The organism is Brevibacillus fortis, assembly GCF_003013395.1.
Lineage (GTDB): Bacteria > Bacillota > Bacilli > Brevibacillales > Brevibacillaceae > Brevibacillus > Brevibacillus fortis.
This window is the reverse complement of the sequence record NZ_PXZM01000062.1, coordinates 1-16090: the sequence shown is the minus strand read 5'-3', so window position 1 is coordinate 16090 and position 16090 is coordinate 1. Positions and strand designations below refer to the sequence as shown.

General features: G+C 46.2%; 16 protein-coding genes. 13 read left to right on the top strand and 3 right to left on the bottom strand.

What is annotated here, in order from left to right:
• Nucleotides 1-75: 75 nt before the first annotated feature.
• Both C7R93_RS28815 and C7R93_RS28810 read right to left on the bottom strand, forming a co-directional pair.
• The gene (locus tag C7R93_RS28815; RefSeq protein WP_106842004.1) at nucleotides 76-1107 is read right to left on the bottom strand and encodes a YkvI family membrane protein; all 1032 of its coding nucleotides are present in this window, start codon (nucleotides 1105-1107) and stop codon (nucleotides 76-78) included.
• 154 nt (nucleotides 1108-1261) lie between these two features.
• Nucleotides 1262-2656 (bottom strand): hypothetical protein, encoded by a 1395-nt coding sequence (locus tag C7R93_RS28810; protein ID WP_106842003.1) that lies wholly within the window; start codon nucleotides 2654-2656, stop codon nucleotides 1262-1264.
• A gap of 233 nt (nucleotides 2657-2889) precedes the next feature.
• On the opposite strand from C7R93_RS28810, the gene C7R93_RS28805 reads away from it, so the two are divergent.
• The 3 genes from C7R93_RS28805 to C7R93_RS28795 all read left to right on the top strand — a co-directional run bounded on the left by C7R93_RS28805 (nucleotide 2890) and on the right by C7R93_RS28795 (nucleotide 6405).
• A complete protein-coding gene (locus C7R93_RS28805) occupies nucleotides 2890-4191 on the top strand; it encodes an AAA family ATPase (protein WP_106842022.1) in 1302 nt (433 codons plus the stop codon).
• A 12-nt stretch (nucleotides 4192-4203) separates the two neighbouring features.
• Entirely contained in the window at nucleotides 4204-5922 is a 1719-nt protein-coding gene (locus C7R93_RS28800) for a hypothetical protein (RefSeq protein WP_106842002.1), read from the top strand.
• A 183-nt stretch (nucleotides 5923-6105) separates the two neighbouring features.
• Nucleotides 6106-6405 carry a MarR family transcriptional regulator gene (locus tag C7R93_RS28795; protein WP_106842021.1) on the top strand — a complete coding sequence of 100 codons (300 nt, stop codon included), beginning with the start codon at nucleotides 6106-6108 and terminating at the stop codon, nucleotides 6403-6405.
• A gap of 60 nt (nucleotides 6406-6465) precedes the next feature.
• Here C7R93_RS28795 and C7R93_RS28790 read toward each other — a convergent pair whose 3' ends face one another.
• Nucleotides 6466-7344, bottom strand: coding sequence for a 5'-3' exonuclease (locus C7R93_RS28790; RefSeq protein WP_106842001.1), 879 nt, complete (start codon nucleotides 7342-7344; stop codon nucleotides 6466-6468).
• 251 nt (nucleotides 7345-7595) lie between these two features.
• On the opposite strand from C7R93_RS28790, the gene C7R93_RS28785 reads away from it, so the two are divergent.
• From C7R93_RS28785 to C7R93_RS28745, 10 genes are all read left to right on the top strand, one after another.
• Nucleotides 7596-7796 (top strand): alpha/beta-type small acid-soluble spore protein, encoded by a 201-nt coding sequence (locus C7R93_RS28785; RefSeq protein WP_106842000.1) that lies wholly within the window; start codon nucleotides 7596-7598, stop codon nucleotides 7794-7796.
• Between the two features lie 191 nt (nucleotides 7797-7987).
• Nucleotides 7988-8245, top strand: coding sequence for a hypothetical protein (locus C7R93_RS28780; protein ID WP_106841999.1), 258 nt, complete (start codon nucleotides 7988-7990; stop codon nucleotides 8243-8245).
• A gap of 104 nt (nucleotides 8246-8349) precedes the next feature.
• Nucleotides 8350-9225: a M23 family metallopeptidase gene (locus tag C7R93_RS28775; RefSeq protein ID WP_106841998.1), complete on the top strand. Its 876-nt coding sequence runs from the start codon at nucleotides 8350-8352 to the stop codon at nucleotides 9223-9225.
• Between the two features lie 14 nt (nucleotides 9226-9239).
• Nucleotides 9240-10055: a GTP pyrophosphokinase gene (locus tag C7R93_RS28770; RefSeq protein WP_106841997.1), complete on the top strand. Its 816-nt coding sequence runs from the start codon at nucleotides 9240-9242 to the stop codon at nucleotides 10053-10055.
• Between the two features lie 46 nt (nucleotides 10056-10101).
• Nucleotides 10102-11316 carry a D-alanyl-D-alanine carboxypeptidase family protein gene (locus C7R93_RS28765; protein ID WP_106841996.1) on the top strand — a complete coding sequence of 405 codons (1215 nt, stop codon included), beginning with the start codon at nucleotides 10102-10104 and terminating at the stop codon, nucleotides 11314-11316.
• 193 nt (nucleotides 11317-11509) lie between these two features.
• Complete coding sequence (locus C7R93_RS28760) at nucleotides 11510-12385, top strand: glycosyltransferase (protein ID WP_106841995.1); 876 nt, start codon at nucleotides 11510-11512, stop codon at nucleotides 12383-12385.
• Nucleotides 12345-13100, top strand: a complete 756-nt coding sequence (locus tag C7R93_RS28755; RefSeq protein WP_106841994.1) for a glycosyltransferase family A protein — start codon at nucleotides 12345-12347, stop codon at nucleotides 13098-13100. The genes C7R93_RS28760 and C7R93_RS28755 overlap by 41 nt, the downstream gene beginning before the upstream one ends.
• Nucleotides 13097-13243, top strand: coding sequence for a hypothetical protein (locus tag C7R93_RS30135; protein ID WP_158264061.1), 147 nt, complete (start codon nucleotides 13097-13099; stop codon nucleotides 13241-13243). The genes C7R93_RS28755 and C7R93_RS30135 overlap by 4 nt, the downstream gene beginning before the upstream one ends.
• 41 nt (nucleotides 13244-13284) lie before the next feature.
• The gene (gene deoD / locus C7R93_RS28750) at nucleotides 13285-13992 is read left to right on the top strand and encodes a purine-nucleoside phosphorylase (RefSeq protein ID WP_106841993.1); all 708 of its coding nucleotides are present in this window, start codon (nucleotides 13285-13287) and stop codon (nucleotides 13990-13992) included.
• Between the two features lie 80 nt (nucleotides 13993-14072).
• The gene (locus C7R93_RS28745) at nucleotides 14073-14762 is read left to right on the top strand and encodes a DUF4241 domain-containing protein (RefSeq protein ID WP_106841992.1); all 690 of its coding nucleotides are present in this window, start codon (nucleotides 14073-14075) and stop codon (nucleotides 14760-14762) included.
• The last annotated feature ends 1328 nt before the right edge of the window (nucleotides 14763-16090 follow it).

Genomic DNA, 16090 nt, shown 5'->3' with positions numbered 1-16090 from the left:
ACGGACCTTTCAATGACCTAAAATCCGAACAATCCAAATGTGAATGCGGTGCCAAAAATGTTCATCGTTTATCAATCAAAACCGCTTTCCGAGCACATTCCCTGGAACTGAAATCCGACAGAGCGTAGACAACCCCAAATACCCAAACAACGGATACAAAAACATGAGCAACTGACTATATCCAATCAGGCACAGTACGAAAGAAGTAGAGAACAAATACAAGTAAAGCCGCGATTCCGGAACATCCAATAATTCACGCAGCTGCTGACCAATCCCGAACACATTGGAAATCAGAGTGGTAAAAATCTCGGAATAGAGCACGAAAACAAAGAACAGCTGGAGCCACTCGTTCCATTGGTCCGTTACAAAAAGAATCGGGATATTCATGAGACGGACATCGTCCCAGTTGGCTAACATGGCAGTATGGACGACAAGCAGCATGAATCCAAGCACGACACCGCCGATGACGGCAGCCCGAAACAAAACGACCTTCTCGCGGATCGCATAGCCGATCGGGATGAGAACGGATTGGGCCATAGCGAGATTAAAGGACACATATAAGATTGTTTTCCATAAGAAGGTGTAATCCGATGGGGGTGAGAGCGGCATGGGAGATTCTGCGGTGCCATCCAGCAAAATGAACAAAGCGAACAATAACATGGACGGAACGACAATCGCATTCACGACGAGTAATTGCTCCAACCCTCTTCGCAAAATCAACAGGGCGAACAACATAGTGGCTGTGGTCCCGACCAAATACGGAATGTCAAACTGCTCCTCCAAGACTGAGCCCGCTCCTGCCAACATGACAGTCGTTACGCCAAAAAGGGTGAGAAAGACCAAAATATTCATCGTACGACCGATCATCGGCCCAAACAGTTTTTGATTAAAGGATTCGTACGAGGGTGTGCGCAAATGATGAGCAATTAGCATCATCTTGTAGCCCAGCCAAACAAAAAGAGATGTGGCGAGCAGGATGCCAATCGTTCCCGCATGGCCGTAGGCGGTGAAAAACGCGAGAATTTCTTGACCGCTCGCAAACCCAGCGCCTACGACCGTTCCAATGTACGTTGCTGCGACCTGGATACTTTTTCCCCACAACTTCATACTGGTTTTTTCCTTTCCCATCCAAATTGATGCTAGTACAAGTGTATGAGTCTCGGAGAAAAACAGAATGAGAAACTTGTCTATCTTGTAACCTAATAAAGGAAAAAAGCGAATGGCACGTAACCATTCGCTTTTTTGTATAGATAACGACGTTTTACAGAAGAAACATCGCCACGATTGTCGTCACCAAAAGTCCGATCGCCACAGGATACAGATTTCGTCTTGCCAGCTCAAATGGGTCTACTCCGCAAATCGCCGCAGCAGGAATCAACGCCCAAGGAATGATCGTTCCACCGCCGACCCAGATTGCTGCAATTTGTCCAAGCGCTGTTAATGTAGCCGCACCAGCACCCAATGCAGTTGCGAACAGTTGGGCCAAAGAGCCAGCTAGTGTAATCCCGGAAAAGCCTGAGCCATCCAGCCCTGTAATGACACCTACTGCGGATACCGTGAGAGCAGCTACTTCCTTGCTAATGGGAATTGTCTGTGCAAGCGCCACGCCGAGGTCATTCACGATTCCGTGTGAACCCTGCGGCAGCACCTCCCCAAATACCTTAATAAACCCACTGTCGCCCATATAAAAGAAAGCAGCAATCGGGATGACCGGCCCAAATACTTTAAAACCGAACTGAAAGCCTTGAATGAGATGGGTTGTTACCTGCTCGAGACCACTTTGCTTGTGAGCGAGCATCGTTGCGATGATGAGAATGAGCAAGGCGGTTCCGCCAACAAGCGCCGTTGCATCGCCTCCGCGTAAATCAAAAGCAAACATGGCCACAACATCGAGGATAAATAATACCGGCACAAGTCCAGCTAACGCACGCCGCACACCAGCTGACAAAGGAACTCGTGCGGAAGTAAAAACCGCATCTGGCACGACTGTCTCTTTGGGGGAAGCAAGAACGCCGAGTTTCATGTCTTTTTTCAAATACCAGAATGCGATTGCGGTCGTCACGACGCCCATAATGATCACGAGAGGGACACTGGCCGAAATCACGTCCGAGACAGGAATTCCTGCGGCTTTGGCTGTTAAAGTGGGAGCCCCTTGAATAATATAATCTCCAGACAGTGCAATCCCATGCCCAAACAAGTTCATGGAAACGGCGACACCTATCGCCGGCAGGCCAGCGCGCAATGCCACAGGCAACATGACTGCTCCGATCAGTGCGACAGCTGGAGAAGGCCAGAAAAACCAGGAAATGACCATCATGACAATACCGATGACCCAATAAGCCAATGTAGGATTTCGAACCAAATGGGTCATCGGCCGAATCATCGTTTCATTTACGCCCGTATCCGTCAATACGTGACTCATGGCAACGATGATGCAGATGACTAAAATCGTCGGCAATAGCTCGGTAATCGCATAGATGAAGCTGCCGAATATTCCGCCGACAGCTGTTGTCACAGAACCTGTCGCGACGAAACCGAGGACCGCAATGCCCACGATGCTGATCAGACTAGTATCTTTTCGTAAAACCATTACGAGAATAATGCCGATCACGAACAAGACGTACACACCATGTAACCACAAAAGCTCGATTCCCATGTCGCACCCTCCTTTTTCGTTACTCCGATGAAAGTCCCTTGTTGTCACAACATATGCGAAAAATAGGCCATGGGTGAACGCACATCTTTGACGGACGACTGAATCAGCTGGAAAACTGGCATTCTTGTCCATGATATGCCACTATTAATGAATGACGAATACTTGGGTTCCAAGCAAGAGAGGGGGATCGGCACATCGACGTCCTTAACCAGTACGTCGTGCAGCCAACTACGATGAATTCGACTACACCCATCCAACGTAAAATGGACCAGGCAATTGAGCTTTTGGAGCGCCGTTTTCTGGAAAGAAGTGAATTGATTCGCCTTTTAATGCTCGGCATCATGAGTGGGGAAAATGCTTTGCTAATCGGTCCCCCGGGAACAGCCAAGTCTCAGCTAGCACGGTCTGTCTCTCAGCTTTTTGGATCGGAACATTGGTTCGAGTATTTGCTTACCCGTTTTACGACGCCCGATGAGATATTCGGTCCAGTCTCCCTTCAGCAGTTGAAGCTGGATCAATACGTACGAAAAACAGCAGGCTATTTGCCCAACGCTCAGTTTGCGTTTTTGGACGAAATTTTTAAAGCGAACAGCGCGATTCTGAATGCGCTGCTTTCTATATTGAACGAGCGAATTTATTTCAACGGCAGAGAAAAAGAGGAGGTTCCGTTGCAGTTCTTAATCGCTGCATCGAATGAACTTCCCGATGATGATGATCAATTGACTGCTCTCTATGACCGCTTTCTGTTTCGCTATGAGGTTCACTATTTGAAGCAAGCTGCAAGCTATGAGCGCATGTTTTCCTTGCCAACGACGCCTCTTCCTGTTGTGTTCTCTCTGTATGACGTGAAGGATATTCAAGCGGCAGCGAAGCAAGTGGTCATTCCAGAAACCATCATTTATTTTCTGTACCGTTTAAAACAAGACCTGGAAGCAAAAGAGTATGTGCTCTCTGACCGTCGTTGGAGCAAAATCGCGCATGTATGGCGTACCTCTGCTGCCTTGCATGGACGTGAGCAGGTGACAATCTGGGACACGGTTTTCACTCCGCATATGATATGGAATGTTCCTGAGGATTTGACCGTTATGCAGGAAGCGTTCGAACAACAATTTACGGAAATGCTGAAGAATGATATGGAGAACGAATTGCCGCTCCAGCGCTTCGGACAGATTGCGGATAAATGGAAGGAAAAAGAATCGGAGCTGCATGCGTTCCAGTTTAAAAAGGAAGTGGGCGCAAAGCTGGGCAAGGAAGCGATGGAGCGTAATGCCCAGTTGTTGGAAGAGAGTCGCGATGAGGTGGAAGAGACGGCGCGAGACTTGCGTAATCGTCTCATTCAGTGGGAGAAGCGGGAGCACGATCTACATGCCTATGTACTGGAAAAAAATCGCTTGATTCCCCATGTAGAAAAGTACGCGGTCAAATACTCGTACCTACGAATTGAAGGCGAACGGATTTTGCAGCAGCTACAACGCACGTATCGGACGATTTTTGACAAGGAAATCCCCGGGGCGGATTATGATTTTACGTTGTAGGGGGTAGTTCGTATGATCATTCACGCTAGTGGTGTTGATCGCTATCTATTTGAAACGTACCTCGCCTCTTCGCACACCGCTCAGGAATGGGTTCATGAGGCGCGGGCACGAGCAGCATGGTTTGATTTGGAGCTCTTGGCCGATTTTTTCCTCGTCTTTTATTTGGAAAAGCCGGAGATCGATCTGACGCAAGAATCCACTCCTTTTCATCATTGGATGATTCGTACGCTCATGAAGCAGTATTTTACACGCATGATTCATCCTCGTACAGTCGGGCAGGAAAGCGCATCGTTCAAAACCGCGATCAAGGCCTTACTGTGGCTGACAGAGACGTTTTCTGCGGAAGTGAAGCAGCGGGAAAAGGATCAACGGCCCTCTCCGCTCTTAACAGGCTTGAAAGACCAGCAAGGCCAAGAAGGAAGTCAACAAGCTCAGCTGTCCGAGCTTCTGACAGACAAACAAAAGGCCAAGCTCGAGTTAGTCGGTTATACCCTTCAGCAGGGGAAGCGGGTCGTGGAAGACAAGCAAGAGGCGATGGACACCAAGCCGTTAGTGCGGGCAGAGGTATTGTCCTTGCAAAATCGCATTGCGGAGCTGCAAGAAGAAATGAAAGTGCAGTTCACGAAACGGACCAAGCTCCTGCAAAAGGTAAAAAAACTGGAGAGTGAGCTCACCCAGCGCGAAAAGCAGCTGGATCGACTGCAAAAGCAAGAAAAGGAAGCGATCGCCGCTTTTGAAAAAGAGCTGGGACAATGGCTGGAGCACTCGTTAAAAGCAACGTTATCCGCTGAAGAACTCGATACGCTGTTTGTCGAAGAGGTATTTACGGCCAGTCAGCGTTTTGCCAATCGAAGCTGGGGTCATGAGTTAGGCAAGCTGCGCAGGCAAAGCTTTGAGCAGTATTTGAAATGGATTGAAAAATTGAAGCGACATCCTGACCTGGTCGCTTTTTTGAACGAGGTAGGCAGGCAAGTCCATCGCTTTCGTGTAAAGTGCAAAGAGATTCGCTCCAGACATTTTGCTGAGGAATACTATGATTTGCGGCAATCGGGCGATATTGCACACATGCTGCCTGGTGAAGCAGTGCTTCTCGCTGATCCGGATTTCGAGAACTACTTCATGCTCAAGTGGCTGGAGCAAAAGCTCATGACCTACGATACCTCGGGATGGGTAGAAGAACCGCCAAAAGGTCCAGTGATCTGCATGCTGGACACATCCCATTCGATGCGAGGAAGTAAGCTGAGGCTTGCGCAAATCTTCATCATGACGTTTGCCGCCCTGTCAATGCTGGAAAAGCGTGATTTTATTCTCCTCTTATTTGGGGCAAAAGGCGAGATCAGAGAGCAACCGCTCTATCACAAAAAGCCAGATTGGTCTGCCTTTTACGGGTTGGCGCAAATGGCATTTGGCGGTGGGACTCACTTCGACGCCCCGATGAAGCGAGCCATCGAGCTGGTAGAAAATGAACAGGCGTGGCGCGGAGCTGATTTTGTCATGGTAACGGATGGAATTGGAGGCATTTCTCCATATGTCCAAGAAAAGCTCATCTCTTTGGGCCAACGTAAACAAGTTCGATTGCACAGCTTGATTGTGGGTTCTGCCAGGCAACATCTCGTACAAGCGTATGATTTGCTGGGCGTTTCTCATCGGGTCAAATTTGCGACGAGCTGGGAAGCGGATGGGGAGGAGAACACAGGGCTGCTCCTGGATGTATTTCACACTGCCAAATAAGTAATCGACGTCACTTACAAATCTCGTCTCCTCTCATGGGACGGGATTTTTTTTAGAGAAGCTTAAGAAAAAATTTAACTCTTACCCACTTTTTTCTTTAATAGTTTCGCCTATGCTGAGCGTAACAGGCAGCCTGTTCAAATGTTGGATGCTGCAAAAGGAAAATGGCAAAAGGAGGACACCATGAAGGAACTGATTAAGCTGGCTAAGCTAATACGGGGAGCCAACGTCTTGTTTTCAAATATTGCACAAAAAGAGCTAGAGACAAATGAACTCAATTGGCAACAAGTATTGATTCTCGATATTCTTGGAAACGGGCCAAAAACAATGGGGGACATCAGCAAGGCTGTTGATTTGTCAAACAGCACAACTTCAGGCTTAATTAGTAGGCTGGAGGAGGAAAATTTGGTACGAAGATTCCGAGACCAAACGGATCGCCGAATCGTGTGGGTTTCACTGACGGAGCGATTATGCAGTGCATAAAGTAATCGGCTGAAAAAAGTGGATATACCGCTTCTTCTCAGCCGATGATCATGACCCCAATTAGCCGACTCTCGCTGCCATCGTACGGCCGAATTCAAGCTCGTCAAATTTGCTCTGAACAACTTGACGATCGTATTCCCACACGGCATCCTCCAGTGCATACTCCACCGGAACATCCCGGATAATCGTAGCCAGCTTTCTGCTCAAGTATACCTGATCACGATTCTCTTCCAGCTTGCTGCGCATTTTAGGTGTACAGTTTGCCAGATTTACATATAGGTTATCCAGATCACCATGCTCGGTAATCAGCTTCGTCGCCGTTTTCTCGCCGATACCTGGGCAGCCTGGAATACAGTCAGATGCATCTCCCATTAACGCTTTGACGTCAACGACCTGTTCAGGCGTTATTCCACGCAATGCCAAAAGGCTCGCTGGGTTATAATGCTCGTGCTTGCCACCATTTTTCAGGATTTTTACGCTGACTCGGTCAGAGATAAGTTGCAAGCTATCGTAATCACCTGTCGCAACGATGACCTCGTGTCCTTCTTCGGAGAGACGTGTGGAGAGCGTACCCAATACATCATCGCCTTCATACCCTGGGCAGCCCAGGTTCGGAACCGCGAAAGCATCCGTTACTTCTTTCACCAAATCGAATTGTGGAATGAGCTCATCCGGTGCGGCTTGACGATTTGATTTATAGCCGTCATACCATTGACTGCGCACCAAAGACTCGCGTGAAGCGACATCCCAGCCCACTACGAGATGAGTAGGGCGTGTCAACTCTGCGTAATCGAGCATCATCTTCGTAAATCCATAAACCGCATTTGTGTACACACCTGTTGAAGTCTGGCGATAGGCTCCACCCCAAGCAGAACCATAAAAGGCGCGAAATAAAAAGCTCATGCCATCGATGAGCAGTACTTTTCCTGAATTACTCACAAAACCTTGCCCCTCTCACTACCAAACTATACGCACCATTATAGCATAAAGGAGCGGGACAACCTTGTCAGATTTTACAATTGAAATATCGTACGAAAACGTGCATGTACTTTAATTACGGTGGGATGATAGTATCACAAGAGGTCAACAACCACCTCTTGAAAATCAACTTCCGGTCTCAAGGCGAGAAGCCAAAACGCTGACGGTTCAACCCCGTCCCGGGAGAAAAAACGCGTCGGGAGGAATCAATCATGGCTAACAACCAAGGTGGCACCAACAATCTGGTAGTTCCTCAAGCGAACCAAGCTTTGGATCAACTGAAGTATGAGATTGCATCTGAATTCGGTGTAAATCTCGGCCCAGACACTACTTCTCGTCAAAACGGTTCTGTTGGTGGCGAAATTACCAAGCGTCTGGTGAGCTTCGCAGAGCAACAAATGGCTGGCCGCTAAGCCTGCTTGATGACAAGTAAATAGCTGGATGAAGAGAGGTCCCTTTATAGGGGCCTTTCTATGTTTACCATCAAAAGCCCTTTTCTTTCCTGTGTGGTGCAAACACACAAGCACAATCGCGGACTAGTCATATGGTGTAACGAACAGATAACTATCCTCGTTTGTCCAGTGGAAAGGAGAGACGTCCGGCTATGAATAAAAAAGAAGTAAAGCAGCTATTAAAGAAGCATCCCGAATTTGAAGCGTGGGTCCTCGAAGATTCCATGCGGATTCGAGCGGTCCGAAGCAATCCCGGTATGGCCGAAGAATTGTTTAAAAGATGGAATGATCGAAAAAGAGGGGTGCTTGATTTTGAAGGCATCTCGCAAAAAACCAAACGTGCAAGCGAAATGCTGACAGGCGTGCAATCCATCATGGACATGATGTCCGATTATACGAAGAAACAATGAGTTAACATTTAGGATAATTGGAGAAGGCTAGCTCATTAGCCTTCTTTTTCTTTTTCCTTTCAGGGTGTGTTTTGTTATACTAGAAAATGGGAGGGAGCATGTCTATGTTCAAATCAATGGTTAGCCTTATGTTGGTCACAGCATTGACGCTCGTCTCTGGGACAAGCATATTCAGCCAGACAGTAGAAGGGGTTTACGCCCAAGCAACGAAACAACAACCTGCGATCAGCGTAACACCAGCCAAAACATATCCTGGGGACGTTATTTTCGTACGCAGTAAAGAGCCACAAACCGTAACGGTGTTCTCTCAGAACTATCGGTTGCAAAAGACACAGGATGAGTATGCCCGGTTTATCCCGATTCCTTTTAACACGAAGCCCGGGACCTATAAACTCACATCTGCTGACAAAAAACTTTCCGTATCGGTGACAATCTCACCGAAAAAATTTGAAGTAGACAAGCTCACGGTAAGTAAACAGCTCAACAAAATGCGCCAGGATACGAATCGAATTAATGCAGACCAAAAAAAGATCAATGCAGCCAGAGCAAACTCGAGAGCGATTCCTTATTTCTCGGAGCCGTTTAAACAGCCAGCAGTAGGAAAATTAACGACTCCATTCGGCTATCAACGTGTAGTGAATGGTGTACCAGCCAACCGGCACTCGGCGATTGACATCGCGAACAAAACAGGAACGCCAATTTGGTCGAGCAACCACGGGAAAGTGGTACTGGCCGACTCTTTATACTTAACAGGCAATACCATCATCATCGATCACGGGTTAAATATTTTTTCCATATATGCTCACTTGTCCAAGCTAGATGTCAAAACAGGGCAAGAAGTGAAACAGGGACAGGTGATTGGACAAATGGGTAGCACCGGTTTTTCTACAGGTCCTCACCTTCATTACGGCATGCTAGTGGGAAATACGTACGTAAATCCACAGCCGTTTTTTGATGCATCACCTTTCCTCTGTAAGTAATTGGAGGTGTCTTCATGAGAGTCACAAATGTGCCAAGCAAAGTGCTCAACAACATGGTCCATTTCTTGGCGCCGTATGAACAGGCAGTTGAAGAGCTAAAGTTAAAATTAAAAGGAATTAAATACGGCTTTCTAAAAAGCGGCCGATATTCTCCTATTGAATTTGTTGTCGGACGAGTGAAAAAAGTCGACAGTTTAGTAAAGAAGGCGAACGAAAAAGGAATCGACTTTTTGGGAGATCAATGGCAAAGTGAAGTCGCCAAGGAAGTTCAGGATATCGCGGGCCTTCGTGTGGTATGCCGCTATGTAGACGATGTGCGCGAGGTGCAGCAGTTGTTGCAGGAGCGGGAGGATATCGTCATTCACGATGTCAAAGACTATATCGCAGCTCCAAAGGATTCCGGATACAGAAGTATTCACATGATTGTTTCGTATACCGTCTACCACGGCAGCGAAAAGAAAACCCTCTTCTGTGAGATCCAAATCCGTACGTTAGGAATGAACTTCTGGGCGACAAATGAGCATGAACTACGCTACAAGTATGCGGGAAACATCCCGACAGACGTGTTAGAGCAGCTTAATGAAGCGTCCGTGATCACGCATCAGCTCGATGTGTTAATGAACAATTTGCGTCAAGAAATTCTCACACCGGCAGAAGTTGATACGACATTGGAAGAAAAATTGGAAGAAATTTTTTCCTTGTACGTTAAGCAAGATTTGGATTCAGCCGCAGCCTTGTACAGAGAACATGTCAGTGGCTTCGAAGAGGCTTTTGCGGACAATCCAAAGTTTAAAATGATTCACGATTTGTTGGGGATCCGGTTGAAATAACGTCTCCTGAAAAAACGCGACAAAGTAGGAAAGGATATAGACTAACATGCGCTTTCTGCTAACGAACCTACTCGTTGTGGTGATGGTTTTGTTCAACCTCGGCATGCCTTCTGCTTTTGCCGAGGAGTCATCAAGCCTGGAGCCTAACACTCTCACTGGACAATCAGCCATTCTGATTGATGCTACAACGGGACAAGTCTTGTTTGAAAAGAACCCTCATGAGAAGCTGTACCCTGCTAGTATTACAAAAATCGCGACAGGTATTTACGCGATAGAAAAAGGGAATCTGGATGATACAGTCACCGTCTCAAAAAAAGCACGCCGTGAAGAAGGAACGCGTGTATATTTGGAAGAGGGAGAACGGATTTCTCTACGCAACTTGCTGTACGGACTGCTTATGAATTCTGGTAACGACGCTGGTACAGCGATTGCGGAGCATATGAGCCAGACGACAGAGCAATTTGCAGTGGATATGAACGCCTATTTGAAAGAAAAAGTAGGGGTCACCGAAACGAACTTTACCAATCCGCATGGACTGCATGACCCGAATCATTACACGACTGCCGCTGACATGGCCAAAATTTCGCAGTACGCGATGAAAAACCCCGTTTTCAGGGAGATTGTCGGTACGAAGCGGCTGCCATGGCATGGACAAACGTGGGAAACGGTGTTAGTGAATCACAACAAGCTCCTGCGCGATTACGAAGGTGCGACAGGAATCAAGAATGGTTTTACTGATCAGGCGATGCATACGCTAGTAGGCTCCGCCAAGCGTGGCGAAATGGAGATAATCGCAGTCACAATGAAGGCTTCTACGAGTGCAAATGCATATAAAGATGTGAAAAAGCTACTGGACTTTGGCTTTCAAGGCTTTGAGACCAAACCAATCGCCAAAAAAGGGGATTCTTTTTCAGAAGTAGCTGTTCCTGGCAACAACTCGGTTGTGACTTTTACAGCCAAGGAGGACTTGTACGCGACGGTTCCCAAAGGTGTAGAGCCTTTGGTAGAGCTAAAAGCAGATGGGAATCTGTCTGTCCAGGCTGGCAACCTAACCGTCGCCTATCCGTTGCTTCGCCATGATCCTCCTGCTCCTACTACTGTTTTTGGGGATTCTGAAAGCGAAGTCACACATTCACTGGCCCGCTATAGCGTATTAATCGTCTGGTTAGGAATGAACCTGTTTTTACTTGTGTATACGTTTTCCCGTGCACGGAGGAATAAACGAATCCGCGAGCGCAGTCTTCAACGGCGGTTCTACTAATACGAAATGAGAAGTACAACAGGACGTGGCAGTATGCGCGTCCTGTTTTTATTTTGGCAAAATGGCGCGGCGAAACAGTGTGTTCTTAGTTGTTCAACTGTTGTTGTGTTGTGAGGGATAGATGCCGTGTCCAATCGTGGAAAACGAGCGTACATTAGAGTAATAACTTATGATCTGGTGAGGGGGGAGTGAGATGGACAACCGAATCTATGAGCGCCCTGCCGTGTCCGTCATCATCCCAATAAGTGACAACGCCAGGAATTTGAAAAGACTGCTATCTTTTGTAAAAAGAATAGATCCAGACACGGAAGTAATCGTCGTGTACTACGGAGTGAGCTCCCAAGCAGCTATCCTGTACAATGAATGGGGAGCACATGTCCTTTCAACCGGGTTGGAAGTAGATAGCCATGAGGCAAGAGCGATTGGTTCTGCTCACGCGAAGGGAGACGTTGTACTCTTTATCGACGAACGCCTCGCAATGCCTCTTTTATATTTGAAGAAATATGTCACGCTGGTCAAAAAGGGTGCGGATGTCATTATCACGACATGCTCCGATCGCTCGGCATCAAAAAGAGGAGTGCGTTCACCAAGTAGTGCTTATTGCTTGCTGAATCATCTTCTCGGTCAAAAAAGCATGGGCTCTGCATCCTTCGAAAATATTCCATTTGCCTTGAGCCGGAATGCTCTGGAAGCAATTGGTTCCAAGTCCTTTTGCAATCCGGCAGTAGCTTTGGTTCAAGCGTCAGTCATGGGGCTAAAAATGACGACAATCGCCCCGTTTGCCCCAGAAAAAAAACCAACAGGCACTCGTGATATCGTGCGAAAAGATATCCGTACGATTTACCAGGAGCATGCCAAGGCAATTCAGATGCTTTCGGACGGAACGAAACTGCGACGCGCAGATCAGGATGGACAACGACACCGCGACTTGGTGCATTCATCGGACGTTTTGCATTTGCGCTCAGTCATTCATCTGGAATCGCGCGTAAAGGAGGGCGGTGGATGGGGTGGCAAACGAAAAGCGAAATATGCGAGATCCCACAAAAAGACGCAGAGAAGAGCACATTAATGGCAAAGAAAAATGCCAGAACTTACAACGATTAAGTGTCATCCTCTCTGTTCACCACCACGAGCGAATGATCAAAAAAGTCCTCAAACAAATTGAGAAGCTCCGGCCCATGGAAATCGTACTCGTTGTGGATGGCTGCCCGGATCAATCGGTGAAAAAGATACTCACGTATTCTTCCTGTCCACTCACAGCGTTTGTGTACCCGTTTCCTTTAGGGGATGATGTATGGAGAGCAATTGGTGCCAAGGAGGCTACAGGAGATGTGTGGTTGTTTCTCGATGCGGATCACGTCGTAGCTGCAACTGATATGCAGTCCTTTGTCAGAACGTGTTATCGGGGCGCAGACATCGTCTTGAGAAAAAGCATGACACCACTTCGACAGCAATCAGTGGAACCGGATACCGTTTTGCTAGCGAAGACATTTCTCAATACCTTGGTTGCACGTCACGAACTAGGAACTTCCTCGATGTACGACTTACCTTTTGCCATGACGCGACAAGCTGCTACTATCATCGGCGTTCAACATTTAGTCGTACCTGCAGTTGCGCACGCCATTGCTCTACACAATCAATTGCGAGTCGTGCCATCTCATTCCATTGCATCAGCAAAGCTTACGAGAAAAAGCGCAACACAAAGAAAGAATAAACCCAGCAAAGAACAGACGATTCTGGGAGATCACCTGGAAGCAATGGATTACGTGATGTCCCATAAATGAATAAAACCGTTGTCGAGGCGATGCCATCTGTCGGTATCGCTTATTCGTTGGTTTCCAAAAGTCTCGTGCAAACGTGCAATCATACGCCGCTGGAATCATTTGATCTCTTGACTTTGCATCGTTCGGTTTTTGTAGTACGATAGGCAAGTAGGTCATTTTTTCTTGATAAAGGAGCAAACAGATTATGAGTATCCATATTGGAGCACAGCAAGGTCAAATTGCTGAAACCATCCTGCTGCCGGGCGATCCGCTACGGGCCCAATACATTGCTGAAACTTTCCTCGAAGGAGCAGAGTGCTACAACAACGTGCGTGGCATGCTCGGCTTCACAGGTACATACAAAGGTAAGCGCGTTTCTGTACAAGGAACGGGCATGGGAGTTCCTTCTATTGCGATCTACGTCAATGAGCTCATGCAATCTTATGGCGTTCAAAACCTGATCCGCGTAGGTACTTGCGGCGCGATCCAGGAAGACATCAAAGTCCGTGACGTGATTATCGCCATGAGCGCATCATCTGATTCCCAAACGAATCGTCTCCTGCTCAATCAGGTTGATTTTGCTCCTACTGCTAACTTTGATTTGCTGCACAAAGCGTATCAAGTAGCGACGGAACGCAATATGTCTGTCAAAGTAGGGAATATCTTTACGAGCGACAGCTTTTATCGCGAGAACTTAGATTTGTATAAAAAATTGGCATCCTATCAAGTACTCGCTATTGAAATGGAATCTTCCGCGCTGTACACATTGGCTGCAAAATACAAGCGTAACGCATTGTCTATCCTCACCGTAAGTGATCACATCTTGACTGGTGAAGAAACTTCCGCTGACGAGCGCCAAACGACCTTCAATGAAATGATTGAAGTGGCGCTGGACGCTGCCCTGATCAAGTAAATTATCATCCAGACGACATCCCACTGGCAAACTATCGTCAGTGGGATTTTATGTAGAGGAACGAAAAAGGGGATGGAATCATGAATCATAACTGCCCTGCATTTTTTGAAACGGCATTTGACGAAGGGTTTACGCAAGAGCAGGATGGCTATTTATATCGGTTTTTTTGCCAAGATGTGGGTAAACTCCAAGTGAAAACTGGAAAAATCGTGGCAAACGATCCGTTTGTCATGTTTGAGACCGAACCGTTTGAGGAGGTTTTCCCTAAGGGGAGTTTCTCGGTACAGTTAGCTATCGCGCAAGTTCAACCCCTGTCAAAGGAAGAGCAAACGGATGACTCTCTGGAGCCAGATGAACGGGTAGCATTGGCGCGGATTACCTTCTCGGAAAAGCCTGTCGTGTCTTGGAAAATGGCTGTTTGGACGGAGTCAGATCTGTCACAGCTTGGCTACGGTGAATTTTTTGGCTACAGTGTGGATGCGGGTACAGGCTCGTTCATGGATGCAGAAGCTTGCGCGCTTTTGGAACGTGAAATGGAGAAGGACGAGATGTTCTATGAGACGTTGACAAAGAAAATGGATCAAACGTATAAACACACACGGAGTTGGGGGCTAATAGATCTAGCGGAAAGCTGTAATGTTGCCATGTTTTCAACAGGATGGGGAGACGGCAGCTACGCGAGTTATATCGGATATGATGCAGAAGGACAAATCGCACGTTTGGTAACTGATTTTTACTTGTTGGATTGGATGGGAACGGCTGAAGAATAAAAGCCGAGGGTAAACGGGGGAAGGAAGAGAGAAGAGAAGCTTATAAACGCCAAAGTAGAGTGCCTCCAGTGGCACTCTTTTTATTGGTTATTTTTTCTTATTTCGCTCGAGGTATTGCGCCAGGTTGTTCAAGGTATTTTCATACGATCTTTTTTTCGTAGTAGTGGTGATCGTTTTGGATTTTGGGATTACTTTGGTCATTTGGGGACCTCCGGGCGTTTTTAGTTATAGTGATCTTAATTATAATATAAGTGAATTTACAATAAATGTAAATGTTATTTTTATATTAAAAGTGAATTTTTTTATTATGATGAAATTTAAGGCATCTATGAAGATAATTGATTGATGTCCTAGTGGCCTTATTTGATAATGGATGTTTCGGCAGCATTTTGGTTGCTGCTGTTAAAGTCTTACTGTGAAACTGACAAATATACTAGAAAAGCTCCTTATTAAATAGATTTTTATGAGCACATGATTCGGTGCATACATGTAGTCATGTGGTATCAACAGATGTGTAAAAAGCTATTTATTTTGCATCATCTTTCAATTAGATCCATTTACAAACGGGTTTTGTGACACATCCTTATTAACAGGTGAGTACCCCTCTTAGAATTTATGCATTTCGTATTGAGTCCGATAATATATATTATGTAAACTCATAAAAAGAGCAAAAAAGAATCCGGTGTGGATATAATGAATTTTCTTTTGTCTGGCGACACAAACATACTGCTTTAACCAGCGCCATACTTGTTAGATAGATTATTTAGAGTAAATATGAATAGATATTATGGACTGGATATCGTTATTTTTATTGTCGAGTGACACAAACATGTTCACTAAAATAAGATCATTTGTATACTTGTTTCACAGTTTAATTAATGTTAACAACACGAGTAGCGCCCCGATCCAGTTACACTTGGTATATACGCTCTCAGGGTCGATCAAAATAAAGTTCAGTTCATGAAAATGATATTTCATGAACTGAACCATAATCCTTCATGTAAGGCTACTCATCAGCAAGTGATTCAAAATGTAAAAACCGCATTGTTATGGTCTCTTCAAGTTACTTCACTTATTTAACATGCCTTGATTCGTTGATAACTCCTCTACCCTGCTTATCTTAGGATTAATCGAACAACCAAAAAACTGTCCCAAGGGTTGCAACAATAAAGATGTTAATCAAAGGCTCCCGTAATTGCTACCGGGAGCCTTTCCCTCTCTTTAAATGGGGTAATCCCAGCGTAGCTTTTACCAAGTGCCAACGACTATGATAATAAAGTAGCAAGAAAGAGGCCAGTTTTTCCGACACTGAACTGTTACCCAAGAAA